At 48.9% G+C, this 21,134-nt stretch carries 19 protein-coding genes; 14 read left to right on the top strand and 5 right to left on the bottom strand.

All coding sequences use genetic code 11. The features are described 5' to 3' along the window. Positions 1–66 precede the first annotated feature (66 nt). The 3 genes from ACQ76X_RS03720 to ACQ76X_RS03710 all read left to right on the top strand — a co-directional run bounded on the left by ACQ76X_RS03720 (position 67) and on the right by ACQ76X_RS03710 (position 2,330). Positions 67–1,137 (top strand): ThiF family adenylyltransferase, encoded by a 1,071-nt coding sequence (locus ACQ76X_RS03720; protein WP_438491639.1) that lies wholly within the window; start codon positions 67–69, stop codon positions 1,135–1,137. Positions 1,138–1,155: 18 nt separating this feature from the next. Further along, complete coding sequence (locus tag ACQ76X_RS03715) at positions 1,156–1,458, top strand: Dabb family protein (RefSeq protein ID WP_438491637.1); 303 nt, start codon at positions 1,156–1,158, stop codon at positions 1,456–1,458. Between the two features lie 122 nt (positions 1,459–1,580). Further along, a complete protein-coding gene (locus tag ACQ76X_RS03710) occupies positions 1,581–2,330 on the top strand; it encodes a winged helix-turn-helix domain-containing protein (RefSeq protein WP_438491635.1) in 750 nt (249 codons plus the stop codon). A 42-nt stretch (positions 2,331–2,372) separates the two neighbouring features. On the opposite strand, the gene ACQ76X_RS03705 is transcribed toward ACQ76X_RS03710, so the two are convergent. After that, positions 2,373–2,882 (bottom strand): C40 family peptidase, encoded by a 510-nt coding sequence (locus ACQ76X_RS03705; RefSeq protein WP_076109537.1) that lies wholly within the window; start codon positions 2,880–2,882, stop codon positions 2,373–2,375. 282 nt (positions 2,883–3,164) lie between these two features. Next, the gene (locus ACQ76X_RS03700; protein WP_438491633.1) at positions 3,165–3,806 is read right to left on the bottom strand and encodes a thiamine diphosphokinase; all 642 of its coding nucleotides are present in this window, start codon (positions 3,804–3,806) and stop codon (positions 3,165–3,167) included. Positions 3,807–3,976: 170 nt separating this feature from the next. Here ACQ76X_RS03700 and ACQ76X_RS03695 point away from each other — a divergent pair, with 170 nt between their 5' ends. Next, positions 3,977–4,441, top strand: coding sequence for a low molecular weight protein-tyrosine-phosphatase (locus ACQ76X_RS03695; protein WP_038599989.1), 465 nt, complete (start codon positions 3,977–3,979; stop codon positions 4,439–4,441). Between the two features lie 146 nt (positions 4,442–4,587). Here ACQ76X_RS03695 and ACQ76X_RS03690 read toward each other — a convergent pair whose 3' ends face one another. Then, complete coding sequence (locus ACQ76X_RS03690) at positions 4,588–5,319, bottom strand: alpha/beta hydrolase (protein ID WP_438491631.1); 732 nt, start codon at positions 5,317–5,319, stop codon at positions 4,588–4,590. Positions 5,320–5,595: 276 nt separating this feature from the next. Between ACQ76X_RS03690 and pdhA the strand changes: the two genes are divergently transcribed. From pdhA to ACQ76X_RS03645, 9 genes are all read left to right on the top strand, one after another. Further along, a complete protein-coding gene (gene pdhA, locus ACQ76X_RS03685) occupies positions 5,596–6,663 on the top strand; it encodes a pyruvate dehydrogenase (acetyl-transferring) E1 component subunit alpha (protein WP_038592926.1) in 1,068 nt (355 codons plus the stop codon). Between the two features lie 15 nt (positions 6,664–6,678). Beyond that, entirely contained in the window at positions 6,679–7,656 is a 978-nt protein-coding gene (locus ACQ76X_RS03680; RefSeq protein ID WP_340897948.1) for an alpha-ketoacid dehydrogenase subunit beta, read from the top strand. 152 nt (positions 7,657–7,808) lie between these two features. After that, positions 7,809–9,440: a 2-oxo acid dehydrogenase subunit E2 gene (locus ACQ76X_RS03675; RefSeq protein WP_438491628.1), complete on the top strand. Its 1,632-nt coding sequence runs from the start codon at positions 7,809–7,811 to the stop codon at positions 9,438–9,440. 3 nt (positions 9,441–9,443) lie between these two features. After that, entirely contained in the window at positions 9,444–10,856 is a 1,413-nt protein-coding gene (gene lpdA / locus ACQ76X_RS03670; protein WP_038592917.1) for a dihydrolipoyl dehydrogenase, read from the top strand. A gap of 290 nt (positions 10,857–11,146) precedes the next feature. After that, entirely contained in the window at positions 11,147–11,641 is a 495-nt protein-coding gene (locus tag ACQ76X_RS03665; RefSeq protein WP_438491626.1) for a hypothetical protein, read from the top strand. Beyond that, complete coding sequence (locus tag ACQ76X_RS03660; RefSeq protein ID WP_438491624.1) at positions 11,613–12,587, top strand: S66 family peptidase; 975 nt, start codon at positions 11,613–11,615, stop codon at positions 12,585–12,587. Before ACQ76X_RS03665 ends, ACQ76X_RS03660 begins: the two co-directional genes overlap by 29 nt. 130 nt (positions 12,588–12,717) lie before the next feature. Next, positions 12,718–13,512 carry a thymidylate synthase gene (gene thyA / locus ACQ76X_RS03655; protein WP_438491622.1) on the top strand — a complete coding sequence of 265 codons (795 nt, stop codon included), beginning with the start codon at positions 12,718–12,720 and terminating at the stop codon, positions 13,510–13,512. A gap of 48 nt (positions 13,513–13,560) precedes the next feature. Beyond that, complete coding sequence (locus ACQ76X_RS03650) at positions 13,561–14,052, top strand: dihydrofolate reductase (RefSeq protein WP_038592908.1); 492 nt, start codon at positions 13,561–13,563, stop codon at positions 14,050–14,052. 233 nt (positions 14,053–14,285) lie between these two features. After that, positions 14,286–15,773 (top strand): glutamate synthase subunit beta, encoded by a 1,488-nt coding sequence (locus ACQ76X_RS03645; RefSeq protein ID WP_438491620.1) that lies wholly within the window; start codon positions 14,286–14,288, stop codon positions 15,771–15,773. Between the two features lie 216 nt (positions 15,774–15,989). Here ACQ76X_RS03645 and ACQ76X_RS03640 read toward each other — a convergent pair whose 3' ends face one another. Further along, the gene (locus ACQ76X_RS03640) at positions 15,990–17,993 is read right to left on the bottom strand and encodes a methyl-accepting chemotaxis protein (RefSeq protein ID WP_438491618.1); all 2,004 of its coding nucleotides are present in this window, start codon (positions 17,991–17,993) and stop codon (positions 15,990–15,992) included. A gap of 571 nt (positions 17,994–18,564) precedes the next feature. Here ACQ76X_RS03640 and ACQ76X_RS03635 point away from each other — a divergent pair. Beyond that, the gene (locus ACQ76X_RS03635; RefSeq protein WP_438491617.1) at positions 18,565–20,280 is read left to right on the top strand and encodes a proline--tRNA ligase; all 1,716 of its coding nucleotides are present in this window, start codon (positions 18,565–18,567) and stop codon (positions 20,278–20,280) included. Between the two features lie 85 nt (positions 20,281–20,365). Here ACQ76X_RS03635 and ACQ76X_RS03630 read toward each other — a convergent pair whose 3' ends face one another. After that, on the bottom strand, positions 20,366–20,815 hold the full coding sequence (locus ACQ76X_RS03630; protein WP_438491615.1) for a hypothetical protein: 450 nt from the start codon (positions 20,813–20,815) through the stop codon (positions 20,366–20,368). Positions 20,816–21,134 lie beyond the last annotated feature (319 nt).

Here is a 21,134-nt window from a genome sequence, read left to right as displayed (position 1 = left end):
TCCGGGGAAGAGCAATGTTATTGGTGCTGTTCCCCGGCTTTTAAATATGGGGGGGCTGTTTCCGGGATGAGCCATAATGAACATGAAAAAGAGTCTGCTGTCCATTCTTCAGGCCGGGATGGACGATATTCACGCCAGGTACGCTTTACACCTTTCGGGATAGAGGGGCAGCAGGGGCTAGCACGTTCCAGTGTACTTATTGTTGGAGCTGGAGCGCTTGGCACGGGGATTGCCGAGACACTGGCGCGCTGCGGAGTGGGACGCCTGATTCTTGCCGACCGTGATTATGTGGAGTGGAGCAATCTGCAGCGCCAGCAGCTGTACACCGAGGAGGACGCTATCGGGCGTATGCCCAAAGCCGCAGCGGCCAAAGCCAGACTGGAGAGCATCAATTCCGAAATAAAGGTTGAAGCGCATGTGCTGGATGTACGTGCCGAAGAACTGGAAAGCCTGCTTCCCGGTGTGGACCTCATCATGGATGGCACTGATAACTTTGATACCCGGCTAATTATAAATGATATGGCGATGAAGTACGGTATTCCCTGGATCTATGGGGGCTGCGTAGGCAGCTATGGTATTACCTATACGATTCTGCCGGGAGAAACACCATGCTTGAACTGCCTGCTGGGGACTATACCTCTGGGTGGGGATACCTGTGATACGGCGGGGATTCTGCCGCAGGCAGTGCAGCTCGTTACTGCTAACGCTACAGCAGAGGCGCTGAAGTTGCTCGGAGGACGGAAGGAACAGCTTCGCAACAAGCTGCTGACCTTTGATGTGTGGCGCAATGAACATCAGGAGATCGGAGTCAAAGCTGCCAAGAAGAGTGATTGTCCGTCCTGCGGCAGCCAGCCGGTTTATCCTTATCTGACAGCGGCGAATACGGAACGGAGCGATGTGCTCTGTGGCCGGGACACCGTGCAGATCCGTCCGGCGCGGCGGCAGAAGCTGAATCTGCAGGAAACAGCAGACCGGCTGTCCAGACTGGGGACCGGCAAGGTAGAGAGCAATCCTTATCTTGTTTCCTATACAGATGGGCCTTACCGTATGGTCATCTTCACTGATGGACGAGCTTTGATTCATGGAACCAGTGATATTGCAGCAGCCCGCAGCTTTTATCACCGGTATTTCGGATAATGAAGGGGAGAGGATAGAATGAACAATGAAACGATCCGCCACATGGCAATCTTTACGTTAAAACATCCGGTGAATTCTGCGGAAACGGCGGCATTTCTGAAAGCCGGAGAGGATATTCTCAGCGCTATTCCGGTGGTGCGCAACTTTGAGGTGCTGCGCCAGGTGAGTGCCAAATGTGAATATGACTTTGGTTTCTCGATGGAGTTCGATAATCAGGAGGCTTACGAGGCCTATAATAATCACCCCAGTCATCAGGCCTTTGTGCGTGAACGCTGGGACACTGAGGTGGCGGGCTTTCAGGAGATTGATTTTGTGAAATAATTGTTTATAGAAGTCAGCAAAGAGACCATTTCTTAGGAATGGTCTCTTTGCTTTGCGGGAAATCTAATGAATATCTGCGGCCGTGCGGCCGCTATCGAACGATGAGTGAGGCGGGGATGTCCATGAATGAGGTAGTCGTATGGTTTGCGCCCGGGGCAGTCCTTGGCAGTAAAGAATCTGCGGAAGACAGAACCAGGAGAGAAGAGGAGCATCAATTCATTGAGCTCACTCTGCATGAGCTCGGACTGCAAACAGCATTAAGCGAAGATCTTGAGGATCTTCGCTTAATGCTGTCCAGAGTGGAGCCCGTACTGCTCTTAACGGAGCTGTACGATGCCGGAGGATGGGAGGGATGGGGAATTATTGCGGATCTTAGAGAACGGGGCGTGTTTCTGCCAGTAGTAGTCATATCCGGCGGCAATTCGGAAGGAGAGGTAGTTGCGGCTTTTGAGGCGGGCGGCAATGAATACTTGAAGAAGCCGCTTCATGCAGGCGAGTTCAAATGCAGGGTAATGAATCTGTTATGGCTCACCGGACACCGGAGGGGCCATGAGACACGCCTTAAGGTCGATGGACTGGTGCTGGACCCCAGCCGCAGGCTGGTTAGCCGGGACGGGAATTCCCTTACACTGACCCCCAAAGAATTTGATCTGCTGTATTACCTCGCCGTGCATTTGGGGGAAATTTGTCCCCGCGGCGAAATTCTAAAGCATGTCTGGGGATACCATTTTCAAGCGGATACGAATGTAGTAGATGTCTACATCCGGCATATCCGGTTGAAAGTGGACAAGGGCCATCGCAATAAGCTGATTCATACCGTACGTGGGACCGGATATGTAATGCGCGCACCGGAAGGGGTAGAGACGGTCTGACTTCCGGTGCATGGTAAGCGCTGAAAACTATTTTATAGAAAACTACAGTACGCGACGGGCTTTAAGATAGGTTCTTTTCCAGTTTCCGGAGTTCAAATCCGAAATCGTTACACCCGGTGAGCCATAAGTGTGGAGAATTTTGCCATTTCCTGCATATACGGCTACGTGAGTTACGTTTCTGCCGTTAGCTCTGCTGCCGCTGGAGAAAAATACCAGATCGCCTACACGAAGGTTAGCTTTGGAAACATAGGTTCCGACTTTCGATTGTGCTGCAGATGTGCGCGGCAGATTGACGCCATATTTGGCGAAAATGTATTTGGTAAAGGAAGAGCAGTCAAAATATCTGGTAGTAGAAGTGGAAGCGCCGAACTGATAACGGGTACCCAGATAGTTTTTGCCGAAATTAACAACCTTTTGTCCAGTAGAGGACGACGTCACGGATGCAGCAGCAACGGGTGCTGTGCCGGCTCCTGTAACCATCAGTGTACTCAGGCCAATTGTGGTGCACATTCCTACGACGATTGCTTGCTTAAACCATTGTTGCTTTTTCATGTTGTAATACCTCCCAGGTTTGTATCTATCTTTCATTCGTCTTTCTCTGTTTCGTAGTATAGCAGGTTATACATGCCCTAAAATATGGAACAGAGAGTTCAAAACCAAGCTGGATATGGGTTGTAAGCGTTTTATTAAAATCGCATTAAAAGTTACAAAATATTAATAATTGACGGTTATATCGATACGAAAAAAGCCGAAAACCCTTTTGTGACAAGGGTTATCCCGGCTTTTTTGTTTTGAAACAAAGGTTACAACGGTGTCTCCGAATTCATATGTAAATTAATCTTTACTCTGAATAATCAGCAGCAGACCGCTCTCAATAGTAACTGTTCCGCACTCCTCTATCAGACGGTTGCTTACGGCAAGAGACTGGCCAAGCTTAAGCGTGGCATTGGTAAGCGGGTATTGAAAACCTTGAAGTGTGATCCCTGTAACTTCAGGAGTCAGAGGGAGTAAAGAGACATAAGTATACCCCCGCTCATGCACCAGCGCCTGCGAACCGGTCAGGGTGATATAATTATGAGTATCCATTACAGAGCAGCTTACCTGCCGCTGCAGTGCTCTTGTCATCATCTGGATCCCGGCCAGAGTATGGTCCATCCGCGTGCCTGTCACACCTATCAGCAGAATCGACTCGGGCTGGGTGTTGAGTGCTAGTTCAAGCGCCATCTCGCTGTCGGTCAAATCCTTGTCCACAGGGTCGCAGGTGATGGTTTTTTTGCTTCTTGCCGCAATCTGCTGCAGTTCTTCTGGGGAGACAGAGTCGAAATCGCCAACGGCAATGTCGGGTGTATACCCATGGGATATTAGAAACAAGGCGCCATGGTCAGCACCGATAATAAAATCTTCTTCATCTAATAGAAGTAAAAACTCCTCTGACAGCTCACCGCCGGCAAAAATAACAACACGTTTGGATGGCAATACAATCCCCTCCTTTAAATCTGCTATATAGTTTGTCATCCTGACCAAGTATAATGCAGATTGAAAAGTTGTACAATTGATGCGGACAACGCTAAAATGAATAGAGTACGTTTCGTTTATGAAATGTGCAGATTAAATAACTGAGGAAACAATTGCAGGAGGTGAGAGAAATCGTAAGTGTGTTATTCGTTTGTCTGGGCAATATTTGCCGCTCACCTATGGCAGAAGCGGTGCTCCGCCATAAAATTGGTGAACGCAAGCTATCCGATAGAATCTCGGTGGATTCTGCCGGTACAGGTGACTGGCATATCGGCAAAGCACCGCATGAAGGAACCCGCCGTATTCTCGATCAGTGGGGAATCAGCTATGAGAATATGACAGCTCGCCTGGTTAGCAGCGGTGATTTTGAAAAGTTTCAATATATAGTGTGCATGGACAAGTCGAATGGGGAGAATGTCCGTAAGCTTCCCGGGGGAAAGGACGCGGAGTTGCTGTTCTTCATGGATTTGCTGCCGGATGAAGAGCTGCGCGAGGTACCAGACCCTTATTTCACCGGGAATTTCGAGCAGGTCTATGATCTGATCAGTGCCGGCTGCGATGTACTGCTGGAGCGGATTATTGCGGAGAAGCTCTAGACAGGGCGCGACATTCCAGAATATCGGTTGCCGTCCTTGCAAGAAAAGGACGGGCACCGTAATGCCCGTCATGATTTGAAAGCGTAATCAGTTGGGAAACATAGATACGTTCGCAGTATGTTCACTCTTTTGCCATTTCAGCTGTTTCATGAGTTGAAGAAATAGAGTAATGATTCTGGGAGCTCTTTTTGCCAAAATCCCCAGAGATGACGCCCGTCTTTTTCACGGTAGGATACTGTAGCGCCCCGTGATTCCAGCAACGCCTTGGTATCCCTGTTCATCTGCACGAAATCGTAAACTCCGGTATCCGTCTGGTATTCAGTTTCTTGCAGTCCTACTACCATATTAATAGTAAGCCAGGAGAGGTCTTCTTCCTGTGCAATGATTTCACGTGACTCCGGATAATATGCACCGGAAAGACTAAGGACACGGGTGAAAAGCCCGGGATATGCCAGTGCCAAATGCAGAGAAACACTGCCGCCCAAGGAGTCTCCGGCGATGATCCGGTCATCAGGGGTGCGGCGAACCGGATAATTATGTTCAATGAAGGGAATAATCTCTTCGGCAAAGCAAGACAGGTATTGCTTGAACCTGGTGCCAAAGGGAGCGTACTCCTGTGTCCGCACGGGGACATTTACTTCCACGCCAACAATAATGAAAGGTTCCACATCTTCTTCCACAATCAGCTGCCCGGCAAGAGTAGCGATGCGGCCGAAGTTGAAGAACTCCTCACCATCCTGGCAGTACACTACCGGATAACTGAGGACTTCGTTATAACCGGGGGGGAGATAAATGCGCAGCCTGCGTTCTTCCTGGAGAAATTCGCTCCATAATGTTTGCTTAACAATTGTACGTTTCAGAAAAACAGGTTCGCTCATAGCTGAATCGTCACCTTTCTTGTCGAATTTTGCATTAAACGTGGCGGTGCGTTAAAATTACCCAAGCGGTAAATGTGGCATTAATCATTTACTTGCTTAAAAAACTCTAATCTGTTATAGGATATTTATCAACCTGTTATACATACAAAATTTATGGAAACATAAATTTTATGCGTATTTCTTTGACGAAACAGATAAAACAGGTGTATAATAATTCTATAACAGAGGCCACTGATATTCAAATGGTATTCAAATTTTTTTATTGAGGTGAAAATGATGACTAGAGTTCCTTATGAAGTGTATACAGAGGACGTAGAGGCCCTTTCGGTACTTTCCCCGGATGGAGAAGTTATCAACAAGGATAAGATGCCTACACTTACCGATGATCAACTGAAAGAAATCATGTATCGTATGGTATTTACCCGTACTTGGGATGACCGTGCGGTCAACTTGGGTCGTCAAGGCCGCCTGGGATTCTACGCGCCGGTATCCGGACAAGAAGCAACCATGGTGGGCAGTGAATACGCCTTGCAGAAAGAAGATTTCGTATGCCCTGGCTACCGTGACATTCCGCAGCTGGTATGGCATGGACTTCCATTATACCAGGCTTTCCTATATTCCCGCGGCCATCAACATGGCGGTGAGATTCCTGAAGGTGTAAATGTTCTTATGCCTCAGATTATCATCGGTGCACAAATTCTGCACGCTACCGGAATTGCAATGGGCTTCAAATTGAAGAAACAACAAAACGTTGCTATTACTTACACTGGCGACGGCGGTTCTTCCGAAGGCGACTTCTATGAAGGTCTTAACTTTGCCGGACGCTTTAAATTGCCGGTAATCTTCTTTGTTCAAAATAACGGATATGCGATTACGACTCCGTTCGCGAAGCAAACGGCTGCCAAATCCATCGCACATAAAGCAGTAGCAGCTGGTATTCCCGGTATTAAAATCGACGGCATGGACGTCTTTGCAGTAATCTCCGCGGTGCAGGAAGCTGCAGAACGCGCACGCAAAGGCGAAGGAGCTACGCTGATTGAAGCTGTGACTTACCGTTTCCGTCCGCATTCCCTTTCCGACGACGCCAGCAAATACCGTTCCAAAGAAGAAGAAGGACAATGGAACGAGAAGGATCCGATTGCCCGTCTTGCCAAGTATTTGGAGAAGAAAGGCCTCTGGACCGAAGAAGATACGCTGCGCGTAAGAGAAGAAGCGAAAGCGACTGTTAACGAGCAGATCAAAAAAGCAGAGCAAACCGAAAAAATGACCGTTCCTGGCTTGATCGACAGCATGTTCGAGGTAACTCCGAAACATCTGGAAGAACAAAAAGCCGATTTTGAATAAGGGGGATATCAGGCAATGGCACAAATGAATATGAAAGAAGCAATTCGTGACGCAATGCGCGTTGAACTGAACCGTGACCCTAACGTTCTTATCTTCGGTGAGGATGTAGGGAATGTAGGGGGCGTCTTCCGTGTAACGGAAGGGCTGCAAAAAGAATTTGGCGAAGATCGTATTTTCGATACTCCGCTTGCCGAATCCGCCATCGGCGGTCTGGCTTTTGGTCTGGGCGTGCAAGGATTCCGTCCCATCGCTGAAATCCAGTTTGTTGGTTTCATCTTTGAAGCACTCGATCAAATCGTCGTTCAGGCTGCACGCCTGCGCTGGCGTTCCGGGGGCAGATTCAATGCTCCTGTAGTATTCCGTACTCCATTTGGCGGCGGCGTAAAAGCGGCTGAACTGCATACCGATTCCCTCGAAGGCCTGATCGCTCAAAGCCCGGGGATCAAAGTGGTTATTCCTTCCAATCCATACGATGCAAAGGGACTTCTGATTGCCTCGATCCGTGACAATGACCCGGTATTCTTCATGGAGCACTTGAACCTGTACCATGCATTCCGTGCAGAAGTGCCAGAAGGTGAATATACCGTCGAGCTGGGCAAAGCAAATGTTGTCCGCGAAGGTTCGGATGTTACAATTATCTCTTACGGTCTAATGGTACATACTGCTACCAAAGCGGCCGATCAGCTGGAAAAGGAAGGCATTAAGGCTGAAATTATCGATCTGCGTACGGTTAGCCCGATTGATATTGATACCATCGTTGCTTCTGTGAAGAAGACAAACCGTGCGATCGTTGTGCAAGAAGCGCAAAAGAGCTCTGGTGTGGCTGCAGAGGTAATCGCACAAATCAATGAAAAAGCTATTCTTCATCTGGAAGCGCCAGTGCTTCGTGTTGCCGGTCCGGACACCATTTATCCGTTCGCGCAAATCGAGGATAGTTGGATTCCTACACCAGCACGCGTAGTTGCAGCTGTTAAGAAAGTTATGGAATTCTAAGAAGAAACGTCCTTGCCGTCCTTGTAAAAGGGCGGCACCCGTTTCTGATTTGCTTTTGAGGTATTCACAAACTAAGCGGATGCTTTCGAAGCTAGTTTCTGAGAAGTTAGTTGAAGAAGCATCGGCTATATAACTATTAGGAGGTTATCAAGGTGGCAAAATTTGAGTACCGGTTCCCTGAGCTGGGCGAAGGTCTGCATGAAGGCGAAATTATCAAAATGCATATCAAAGCCGGCGATAAAGTAACCGATGACGATATCGTAATGGAAGTACAGAATGACAAGGCAGTTGTAGAAGTTCCTTGTCCGGTCAACGGTACAGTGCTTGAAGTCTTCACCAAAGACGGTCAAGTCTGCCGCGTAGGCGAAGTAGTGGCAATTATTGATGCAGAAGGCGATGTTCCTGAGCAGGAGGGCGGCCATGCGGAGTCACAGGCTACTCAAGAAGCAGATGCAGCCAAAGGCGGAGCTGACACTAAGTCTTCTCCGGCAACCAGCAGCCCTGCCACTGGCGGCGCTGTGAACTTTGAATACCGGTTCCCTGAACTGGGCGAAGGTCTACATGAAGGCGAAATTATTAAAATGCATATCAAAGTCGGCGACAAAGTAACTGATGACGATATTGTAATGGAAGTACAGAATGACAAAGCTGTAGTAGAAGTGCCTTGCCCGGTTAACGGCACAGTGCTTGAAGTACGTGTGAAGGACGGACAGGTATGCCGTGTGGGCGAAGTTGTAGCGATCATTGCTGCAGAAGGCGAAGTTCCACAGCAGGAAGGCGGCCACGCTGAAGCTCCGGCTGCTCAAGAATCTGCACCGGCAGCGGCTGCACCAGCAGCGGTTCCTGCTCCAAACCGCGATGTACTTGCTACGCCAAGTGTGCGCAAGTTTGCCCGTGAGCAGAGTGTTGACATCTCCAAGGTGAACGGCTCCGGCAAGAACGGCAAGATCACTCATGAAGATGTTGAAGCCTTCCTGAAAGGCGGCTCGGCAGCAGTTGCACCAGCTGCTGCACCAGCAGCATCGGAAGCACCAAAAGCCAAGGCCAAAGAAGCTGCTCCTGCAGCATCCGGCAATGTAAGCCTTGAAGAAGAACGTGTACCATTTAAGGGTATCCGTAAAGCGATCTCCAATGCGATGGTTAAATCCGCATACACTGCGCCTCACGTTACCATCATGGACGAAGTGGATGTTACCGAGCTGGTAGCTTTCCGTGCCCGCATGAAACCAGTTGCTGAGAAGAAAGGCGTGAAGGTGACTTATCTTCCGTTTATCGTCAAAGCACTCGTGGCCGCTTCCCGTCAATTCCCGGCGCTTAACGCCATGATTGATGAAGAGTCCAATGAAATTGTCTACAAGAAATACTACAATATCGGTATCGCTACAGATACAGACAACGGCTTGATCGTTCCGGTTATCAAGGATGCTGACCGTAAGAGCATCTGGATGATTGCCAGCAGCATTACCGATCTGGCTGTGCGCGGACGCGACGGTAAGTTGGCAGCTAACGAAATGAGAGGCAGCACAATCTCCATCAGCAACATCGGTTCCGCTGGCGGTATGTTCTTTACACCGATCATCAACTTCCCTGAAGTGGCGATCCTCGGTACTGGACGTATCACTGAGAAACCAGTTGTGAAGAACGGCGAAATCGTAGCCGCTCCTGTTATGGCGCTGTCCCTGAGCTTTGACCACCGCATCATCGACGGTGCAACAGCACAGAACTTCATGAATTATATTAAGACCCTGCTCGCAAATCCTGATATGTTAGTTATGGAGGTGTAATTAATGGTAGTCGGAGACGCTTCAATCGAAATCGACACATTGGTAATTGGTGCAGGTCCCGGCGGGTATGTGGCGGCAATTCGTGCCGCCCAGCTCGGCCAGAAAGTTCTGATTGTGGATAAATCGGAACTCGGCGGTGTATGTTTGAACCGCGGATGTATTCCTTCCAAGGCTCTGATCTCTGCAGCCCATCAATTCGAAGCTGCACAGCACGGTGAAGTTTTCGGTGTCACTGCCGAGAACGTCAAAGTGGACTGGGCAAAAACACAGGAATTCAAAAACGGCGTTGTCAAAAGAATGACAACAGGCGTAACCGGTTTGATGAAGGGAAACAAAATTGAAGTATTCAGTGGTGAAGCTATGTTCATCAATACAAACGAAGCCCGTTTGTTCAATGAACATGAATCTCCCCGCTACAAATTCAACAACTGTATCATTGCTACAGGTTCCCGTCCGATCGAACTGAAGCCTTTCCCATTTGGCGGACGTATTCTGTCTTCGACCGAAGCGCTTGATCTTCCGGAAATTCCGAAGAGCATGATCGTTATCGGCGGCGGCTACATCGGAGCCGAGCTTGGCCAAATGTACTCCAAATTTGGCACTAAAGTAACCATCATTGAAGGTCTGGATACAGTTCTGCCTGGCTTTGACAAGGATATGACCCGTCTGGTTGCCAAGAACATGGCGAAGACTGGGATTGAGATTGTTACCAATGCGAAAGCGGAAAGTGCTGTACAGAACGACAAGGAAGTAACCGTGAAATACTCCGTGGGCGGCGAGTCCAAGGAAATTACTGCGGATTACCTGCTTGTAACTGTAGGACGTCGTCCAAATACGGATGGCGAGCTGGGATTGGATCTGATCGGTATGGAACTTGACGAGCGCGGCTTGATCAAAGTTGACCACCAGGGCCGTACCAACATTCCTAACATCTATGCAATCGGCGATATTGTTCCAGGCCTTGCTCTGGCACACAAAGCTTCTTACGAAGGCAAAATCGCTGCTGAAGCGATCTCCGGACACAAATCCGTTGTTGACTACAAAGTCATCCCGGCTGTTGTGTTCACCGATCCAGAATGCTCCAGTGTTGGTCTGACTGAGAAAGAAGCGAAGGATAAGGGCTACAAAGTAAAAGCCGGCAAATTCCCGTTCGCAGGTAATGGCCGTGCAGTTTCCTTGAACGCTCCGGATGGCTTCATCAAGATTGTGGCAAACAGCGAGAACAACCTCGTATTGGGCGCACAAATTGTGGGTATCGAAGCTTCCAACCTGATTGCTGAACTGGGTCTGGCGATTGAAATGGGCGCTACGCTCGAAGACATCGCATTGACAATCCACGCGCATCCAACCCTTGGCGAAATCGTCATGGAAGCGGCTGAGCTTGTGGAAGGCCACCCAATTCACGTAATTAAATAATAAATTATAGACTGCTTCGGCAGACAACAATAAGAGGATGTCCGCCGAGCCATGCAAATGGCTTGGTAGACATCCTCTTTTTTAACACATTACATAATAGTTATTCAGATGGCAGCCGAAACTACTTGTGGTAAGATCAAGAGAGAAACGGGCCTATACAGCTGTCCTTTCATCGTAAGCGGGTATAAAAGGAGGAGAGGAACATTACACACAGAACTTATGTTATCGCCATAGCAGCCGTCTCAGGCGGCGGCAAAACGACTGCCGTCAGAAACTTGCAGGAGCGGCTGGTGAACTCGGCTGCTTTGTTTTTTGATGACTATGATTTCCTTTGGCCTGATGAGTTTGACCGGTGGGTGGAGCGGGGTGCTGACTATAACGAGTGGAAGCTTGAGCCCCTGGTGGCTGACCTGAAAGGGCTGCTTGCCGGAGCGGACCGGCCGGAGTATATTTTACTTGATTATCCTTTTGCCTATGTACATAACGAACTAAGTCAGCTTATTGATTATGCTATATTTATCGACACTCCGCTTGATGTGGCCATGGCCAGAAGATTCATCCGAGATGATAAAGATTCCGCAAGCGGCGATGTAACCCGGGAAATGGAAGGATATTTGCATGGAGGCCGGGAGGCATACTTGGCAATGCTTCATACCGTTCTTCCCTCATCCGACTATGTGGCAGACGGTACGCTGCCTGTAAATGACCTTACAGACCTGCTGCTGGAGCAAATCAAGCACAAAGGGAGTGAAGACGATGAAGCCAGTAAAACTGCAAGCGGGTGATGAAATCCGGATTATTTCACCTTCCATGAGCTTAGGGGTTATAGCGGAAGAGCAAATTGTGGCAGCAACAAAGAAATTGGAGGCTTTTGGGTTTACCGTTTCTTTTTCCAAGCATGCTTATGAAAGAGATGGCTTCGATTCGTCTTCGGTGGACTCCAGACTTGAGGATCTCCACAGCGCGTTCAGCGACCCTACGGTAAAAGGGATATTGACGACGCTTGGTGGTTTTAATTGCAACCAGCTGCTGCGGGGGCTGGATTTTGGCTCGATTGCAGCGAATCCCAAACGGTTATGCGGCTATTCCGACATTACGGTGCTGCAGAATGCCATTTATGCCAAAACAGGACTGATCACCTACTCCGGTCCTCATTTCTCTACACTGTCCATGCGTCACGGGAATGAATATACTTCCGATTATTTTGTCAAAATGATGATGGAAGATGAAGAAGTAGATGTATTGCCTTCGGAGAAGTGGAGCGATGATGCCTGGTTTTTGGATCAGGAAAACCGTGTATTCGAAGCAAACGCCGGGCCTTATGCCATTCACGAAGGTTACGCGGAAGGCACTATAATTGGTGGTAACCTATGCACACTGAATCTGCTGCAGGGGACAGAGTTTATGCCCAGCCTGAGGGACGCGATTCTTTTTGTGGAAGATGACTATGAATCCCGCCCGGGGAACTTTGACCGCGACCTGCAGTCGCTGCTTCATCAGCCCGGCTTCGCACAGGTAAAGGCTCTGATCATTGGGAGATTTCAGCGTGCTTCACAGATGACCCCGGAAATATTACGCTCCATCATTAAGAGTAAAAAAGAGCTGAACCACCTCCCTGTAATCGCTGATGTCAATTTTGGGCATGTCTCGCCGATCTTTACCTTTCCTGTTGGCGGACGTGCTGTGGTGAAGGCCTCTAAGCAAAAAGTTGAACTGCGGATCTCAGAGTAGCCGGCATATAGCCATCAGTGGCATTCGAACAATATTCGCGAAAAAAATTTCCTGTTCTTTGCTAAGTTACAAGGGCGGTCAGGTCATGGTAAACTAGGATAAGAAAAAAAGAGGAGAGGAGCGCTGACTGTTGCGTAAATATTTGGATTTACTTCAGGATATATTGGATCATGGCACGGAAAAAAGCGACCGGACAGGTACCGGTACGATATCCGTATTTGGGCGCCAGCTCCGCTTTGATCTGCAAGAGGGTTTTCCGCTGGTGACAACCAAGCGTATTCACTTGAAATCGGTAGTTTATGAACTGCTGTGGTTTCTTAGAGGAGAGACGAACACTTCCTATCTGAAGGAGCACGGTGTTTCGATCTGGGACGAATGGGCAGATGAGAACGGGGAGCTGGGACCCGTATACGGTTCCCAATGGCGGGCCTGGGAGAGCGCCGACGGCCGGATTATTGATCAGATTTCGAATGTAATCGAGTCGATCAAACATAATCCCGATTCCCGCCGTCATATCGTCAGTGCCTGGAATGTGGGCGAGATTGAGCAGATGAAGCTGCCGCCTTGTCATTTTGTGTTCCAATTCTATGTAGCGGACGGCAAGTTGTCCTGCATGCTGACGATGCGTTCAGTCGACACTTTCCTGGGATTGCCTTTTAACATTGCCAGCTACGCCCTGCTCACACATATGGTCGCCCAGCAGACAGGCCTGGAGGTCGGTGATTTCATCTGGTCCGGAGGCGATGTGCACATTTATACAAATCATCTGGAGCAGGTCGCCACGCAGTTGTCCAGAGAGCCTTATGCGCTGCCTAAACTGAAGATGCTCAGAAAGCCTGACAGTATTTTTGATTATACCTTTGAAGATTTTGAATTTACAGATTATGTTCATCATCCGGGAATTAAAGCACCAGTGGCTATATAGTCTTTGTTGGAAACATTTCTGATGATTCCTTGAAAAGGGGGCTAAAATATGAGTATCAGCATGATATGGGCAATGGGTGCTAACGGTGTAATCGGCAAGGACAATGATATGCCCTGGCATTTGCCGCGTGATTTTGCCTTTTTCAAATCCGAAACTTTTGGCAAAAGAATGCTAATGGGACGTAAGACATGGGAGTCGCTCGGGGGCAAGCCCCTCAAGGACAGAACGAGTATTATTATTACCCGGGACCGCAGCTATGCTCCGGAGGGAGCAAAGGTCGTGCACACCGTGGAGGAAGCACTGGCTGAAGGCGGTAAGGGTGATGAACTGATGATTATTGGCGGTGCGGAGATCTACCGGATGTTCCTGCCGTATGCCGATAAGCTGATTGTGACCCGGATTGAACATGAGTTTGAAGGCGATACGAAATTTCCTGAGGTAGAGTGGAGTGAGTGGACAGAGATTTCCAACACCCCAGGAATTCGCGATGAGAAAAATCCGTATGATTACCGATTCTATGTTTATGAACGTACGGTTTGAAGAAAAAGCGTTTTCTCTGACACAACATGTGAAATAGTACAAATAATCAGCAGATTAATCCATTACAGTGCGAAAGTATAGAATGCTACTATAATTAAAATTAGAAATGCTAAACTTAAAAGTAGTATAGAATGTGCAGGTACTTCATTGCGCTGAAACGACATGAGTCTGCCGCAATATGTTACAATGTACTATACATCAACACGAAGAGAACGGATGGGGGAAACGTAAATATGTCTACACCTACTGGATTTATGGAGTATAAGCGCCAGCTCCCAGGAGACCGGGATCCTGAACAGCGCGTGAAAGACTGGGAAGAATTCCACCATCATTTAACCGAGGACGAGCTTCGGACACAAGGCGCCCGTTGTATGGATTGCGGAACCCCTTATTGTCATACAGGTATTGATATGGCCGGCGGAACTTCAGGATGCCCTGTCCACAATCTCATTCCAGAATGGAATAATCTGGTATACCGGGGACTGTGGAAGGAAGCGCTCGAACGCTTGCATAAAACGAACAATTTCCCTGAATTTACGGGCAGCATCTGTCCGGCACCTTGCGAAGGCTCCTGTACCGTCGGTCTGATCGGCCAGCCGGTTACGATCAAGACGATAGAGCTTGCCATCATCGATAAGGGCTTTGAGGAAGGCTGGGTTGTGCCTTGTCCGCCGGAGAAGCGTACCGGCAAGGCAGTAGCCATCGTCGGCTCCGGACCCGCTGGTCTGGCTGCAGCGGCCCAGCTTAACAAGGCAGGACATACTGTAACTGTATTTGAACGCAGTGACCGTGTAGGCGGCCTGTTGACATATGGAATTCCGACTATGAAGCTGGACAAACGTGTCGTGCAGCGCCGTGTTGACTTGCTGGCTGCCGAAGGCGTGAACTTCGTAGTGAATACAGAGATCGGCAAAGATATTCCGACGCAGCAGCTGGTCGATGAATTTGATGCGGTTGTCCTCTGCGGCGGAGCGACCAAGGCGCGCCGTTTCAACGTCCCGGGCAATGAGCTTAAGGGCGTCATGTATGCGATGGATTATTTGAATGGCACGATTAAGAGCTACTTGAACTCCAATCTGCAGGATGGCAACTTTGTCTCTGCTGCAGGTAAGGATGTTATTGTGCTTGGCGGCGGTGACACCGGTTCTGACTGTGTGGCAACTTCGCTCCGCCATGGCTGCAACAGCATTACCCAGTTTGGTACACATGACAAAGCTCCACTTGAGCGTGATCCGATTGCCAATCCTTGGCCGCAGTTTCCGAATGTATATACGCTTGACTATGCACAGCAGGAAGCCAAGGCAATCTTCGGCGATGATCCGCGTGAATTCTCCATCATGACTACGAAATTCGTAGGTGATGAAGAAGGTAACCTCAAGGAACTTCATACCGTGCAAATCCGCCGGATGGTAGATGAGACCGGACGTAAGATTTATCAGCCGGTTCCAGGTACGGAGGCTGTATATCCGGCTCAGCTTGCGCTGATTGCGATTGGGTTCGACGGACCGGAGCAGGAGATGATCGAGGAGTTGAACCTTGAGACAGACCGCCGCAGCAATGTGAAGGCTCGTTACGGCAAGTTCAACACGAACGTGGATAAAGTATTTGCCGCCGGTGATATGCGCCGTGGGCAAAGTCTTGTGGTCTGGGCGATCAATGAAGGACGCGAAGCTGCACGTGAAGTCGATAAATATCTGATGGGATCGACAGTTCTCGTCTAATCTATACTGAATATCCGAACATGAAACCTTAAAAGCCGTCTTTCACAGTATAAGCTGTGGAAGACGGCTTTTTTAAAATATAAGAATTTATATGCTTCACGCTATAAATTATCCTTCTATTTCTCGCTGAAACGGATACCGTCCTTTTGAGGACGGCGAAGCCGTTTCCACTTGTTTGGAGCTGATTTAGCTGACAGGTGAAGATTAGGCGGCTGCCTAATCTTCAAGCTTAAAGTGTTCGACTTTTTGCTGCAAATCTCCGGCCATTTTGGACAGCTCACCCGATGAAGAGGTGATCTCTTCCATCGAAGCAAGCTGCTGCTGGGTAGCAGCTGTTACATTCTGGAAGGCATCGGAAGCGGAACGCGAGATGTTCGAGATCTCCTGGACAGATGCGGCGACTTCTTCTGCACCCGCTGACATTTGTTCAGTGATCGCAGAGATGTCATGGATCTGTCCATTGATCTTGGCTGTGGAATGTTCAATGCTCGCGAAGGCTTCTTTGGCTTCTTCGGTTACTTGCATACCAAGCTCGACATCTGCCGACACTCTATTCTGGATGGTTTCATAGGTCTGATCGATCAGTTCAGTCATCTGAACAATAGTATCTTGGATATTTCCGGCAGTCATTTTAGACTGATCAGCCAGCTTACGGACCTCGGCGGCAACTACTGCAAATCCTTTGCCATGTTCCCCGGCGCGTGCGGCTTCGATTCCTGCATTCAGTGAGAGCAGATTAGTCTGTACGGCGATAGTGGAAATGGCGCTGCTCATTTCTGAGACTTCACTGTTTAGGCCATTTAATTGTCCAATAAGCTCAGCCGACAGTTGCGTAGATTCCCGGATGGCGTTCATCTGCTTGCTGACCTGCTCGATCTTGCGGCTCCCGACGAGTACATCTGCTCCTGTATCGGTCGAGGAATCAACGATGGATGAGGCGGCTTCGGCTATTTTTTGAATGCCTGAGGACATTTCTTCCATCGCCCGCGACGTTTCAATCATCGCAGCGGTTTGAGTTTCGGCACCATTCGAAGACTCCTCTGCCAGCCCAGCTACATAGGCTGTTGCTCTGGAATTCTCCTCGGTAGTCGCTGTCAGCTGCTGGCTCGAAGCAGCCAAGAGTCCGGACGTATCCGAGATGTCAATCACGATATTCCGCAAGGAATCCACCATGAGATTGTAGTTCTCAGCTAATTGGCCAATCTCATCTGTACGGTCAATCACAATTCGTTCATTCAGATAGCCCTCGCTTACACGGCGTGCCGAGTTGTTAAGGTTGGCGATTGGCCGGGAGATTGCCCGGACAATAAAGTACATCAGCACCAATGCAACAATCAGGGCTGCTCCAAGAACCATTAAGCCGGTATATAATATAGGCAGGGAGGCATCCGAGAATTCTTGTGTGGTTAAGACACCGACAATCGTGAAACCGGTGGTTGGATCAGTAGTGTAATATCCCCGCATTTCAAGACCCGAATCCGGATTGGTATAGGATAGCGCTCCACCCTCATTTGTAAGCAGCTTCACCACATAGTCGTCGATATCTTCTCCTGCTGTTTTGACGGGATGGGACACAAATTTATGATTGCGGTCAACGACATAGTAGTAGCCGTGATCTCCCAGCTTAACCTGGTTGATTCGTTCACTCATCGCTTTAAGGCTAAGGCTGGTGGTGACTGCTCCTTTGCCGTCTTTTAGCGTTTCAGAGATGAACAGGTTGTAGTTGCCTGTAGTGGCGGAAACGAAGGGATCCACGATGGTAACTTTGCCGGCATTTTGCATGGCCGCCTTGTACCATTCTCTGGTACGCGGATCGTAATCCTGTTGCTTGCCGGGATTCGGTGCCTTCATCCAGGAGCCTTTTTCATTACCCACCGTAAGGATCTCCAGCTCTGGATGTTCTTTCATGAACAATTCAATGAGTTCACGGGCTTCCGGTGTTTGAGCATCAATGTCGGCGGAAGTGAGCTGCTGGCTGAGCTGCTGAACATTTTTCATCGCTGCATTTACGGTTTCATTGATTGTAGTTTTTAGCAAATTCACACTGGCATGTGTCGATTCCTGCATCTTCAGCTCCAATTGTTTGCTTGCACTGGAGTAGGAGAAGTAACTCACGAGGAGGACTGGGATAACCAGCATAATCGTGAAGATCAACATCATCTTCCTCTGAAGTGAACGGGATGTGAGTTTGCGGATGATTTTTCTAATATTTGTGTACATTGTTATGACTCCCCCTTGGTTGCATAGAAGCAGATTTGCTTGTAAGCAGCTGCTCCTTGAAATGTTATAATGATATATTCGGTTTATTGACACAATAATTTCATATGTCTATATTTGAATATGAAAGAATTAACATACATCGTGATGAAATTTTACATTGTAAAGGAATGATTGCACTGAGATTGGATAGATTGGAAAATGGTGGATCTCTCAGCGGGCTTGACGAATTTTGCATTATCCTTTAAATTGAATACCATATTAATAGCGTAATAGCGTTGATCAAGGATCTACGTTTCTGGAATCGCTTGGATCAGAGAGAGGACTCACCGGCTGAAAGGTCCTTCATGAAGCGAGAGAAGTGTACCCTGCCTTGAAAGCTGCTGCACTTTGGTAAGACATAAAGGTGCTGCCGGCCCCGGCCGTTATCCGGACTTGAGGACTGCCAGGCACAGCTTGGCGGTTGAAATAGGGTGGTATCACGACGCATTCGTCCCTGACGGATGTGTCTTTTTGCGTTTTCTTAAGAAGACTTGAGAAATTGTGTTAACCAAACCAGAGAGGGCTGAACCTTATGCGTCAAAGTCAACTACTTGCCACAACCCTTCGCGAAGCTCCGGCTGAGGCCGAGACCGCAAACCACCAGCTGCTGCTGCGTGCAGGATACATCCGCCAGCTGGCGGCCGGAATCTATACCTATTTGCCTCTTGGCCGCCGTGTGCTGCGCAAGATTGAACAGATTGTCCACGAGGAAATGGATGCCGCGGGTGCACAGGAGATCCTGATGCCCGCTATGCAGCCTGCTGAGCTGTGGAAAGAGTCGGAGCGATATGAAGTCTACGGCAAGGAGCTGATCAAGCTTCAAGACCGTCATGACCGCGAGTTTGTACTGGGGCCAACCCATGAGGAAGTAATAACTTCACTGGTACGGGGGGAGATCAATTCCTACCGGAGGCTGCCGCTGACTGTGTTCCAGATTCAGACCAAGTTTCGTGATGAACGCCGGCCGCGTTCCGGGCTGCTGCGGGGCAGGGAGTTCCTGATGAAGGATGCCTATTCGTTCGATACCAGTTGGGATGGGCTGGACGAATCTTATGTGCGAATGTATAACGCCTATCAAAGGATTTTTGAACGCTGCGGTCTGCTGTACCGGGCAGTGCATGCCGATTCCGGGGCCATAGGCGGCGAAGGCGGGAGCCACGAGTTTATGGCGCTTTCCGAAATCGGAGAGGATACCATTGGCGTCTGCTCCGCATGTGATTATGCTGCAAATCTGGAATTAGCTGAAGTTCGGTCTCCTGAGGGAGAGCAAGAAGTACGCACGATAAGAGGGGAGCAACCTGCTGCGGAGAAGTTCCATACGCCGGACATCCGGACGATTGAACAACTCGAGCAGGAATTGCACATCCATCCTGAGGAAATCATCAAGACGCTGATATATGAGGCCGGCGGGCAATTTTATGCCGTACTGGTTCGCGGTGATCATGAGGTCAACGAACATAAGGTGGCCAAAATGATCGGGGCTAGCAACATCTCCCTGGCAGATTATCAAGCTGTGCAGCATGCCGCCGGAGTAGAGAGCGGTTATGTCGGTCCAGTCGGTCTTTCGCTGACCTTGCTGGTTGATTCGGCAGTTGCGGCTATGGAGTCGGGCATAACGGGTGCCGGAGAGAAAGATTACCATCTGCGCGGTGTCGTACCCGGACGGGATTTCAGCCTCAAGCATGTGGGGGATCTCCGGAATGTCTTGGAGGGTGAGGCTTGTCCGAATTGCGGCAAAGGGGTACTGCACTTTTATCAGGGAATTGAAATCGGCCATGTTTTCAAGCTGGGTACCAAGTACAGTGAGAAGCTGGGAGCCACGTATTTGAACGATTCAGGCAAAAGCGCTCCGATGATTATGGGCTGCTACGGGATCGGCATCTCGCGGTTGCTGGCTGCTGTAGCCGAGCAGAATCATGATGAACAGGGTCTTATCTGGCCCCAAGCGCTCGCACCTTACAATGTTCATATTCTACTGATGTCAACCAAGGACAAAGAGCAGACAGCGGTGGCTGAACGACTGTATGCGCAGCTTACCTCTCTAGGGATTGACACGCTTTATGATGACAGGGATGAGCGTGCCGGGGTGAAATTTAAGGATTCCGGCCTGATCGGTATTCCGGTTGCGATTGTTGTAGGCAAGGATGCTGCAGCGCAGAAGGTTGAATATATGGACCGCAAAGCCAGCACTAAGGAAGTACTGGATATTACTGAAGCGGTTATGCGGATTGCCGGGACTTTAAATTGAAGTGAAAGTTTGATAGCAGCTTGCGGCGTATTTGATTATGTAATTGAATCCCCCGCCAATCTTAGGATTGGCAGGGGATGATTGTTTAGCCGGAGAAATTGCCTGCAGCGGCAATTCCGCTGAAGTTTCTCGCCTGAACGTTATTGAATGCATCTGTGACAGCTGCATTGGTGAAGATTTCAACCGTATACTGAATTTGCCCGGTTGCCACAATGGCAGCAGGGGGGACATCTACAGCAGAGAAACCAAAAGCTTCATTTTCCCTGCTGATCGCCACCCCAAATGTTGTGGTGAAAATAATGGTTCCATTTCTGCGAACTCTAAGGGTATTCGTATTGAACAAGGGATTGTTTTCCGTCTTTACATATCCAGCCAGCAGCACGCGGACGTTGCTCTGATTCTCAGGCAGTACCCCTGCGGTCTGAATCCCGATATCTCCGAATACCAAAGGGGTAGCCGCTAATGGAATCACAACTGGAGTTGCATCGGAAGCTGCCTGGTTCGATAAACGTAAATCTACAAATTGAATGGTCATAGGATATTCACCTCCTTAAAATTAATATATGAAAAAACCGTCGTGTTGCTTGGACTAAACTAGCGGATATATATGGAATTATTAAAAAAACGAAACCAACTCATGATAGTTTTTAAATCAATTGGAGATCCAGATTCCAGACTTGCCTCGATTAGCATTGTGATATGAGTATGGCGGAAAATATGAGGTGCTGGCTACTCCAACGCGCAAAACTCTCCAGGACGAGATACGCTAAACAACAAATAATAAATGGTTTCTACATCATCGTCGATGCCAAACTCCTCTAACACATTTAAAAATTCATCAAGTTCATTTCGCT

It is taken from the genome of Paenibacillus sp. IHBB 3054, from assembly GCF_051594305.1.
Classification (GTDB): domain Bacteria; phylum Bacillota; class Bacilli; order Paenibacillales; family Paenibacillaceae; genus Paenibacillus_AQ.
This window is presented reverse-complemented; position numbering and strand designations above follow the sequence as displayed.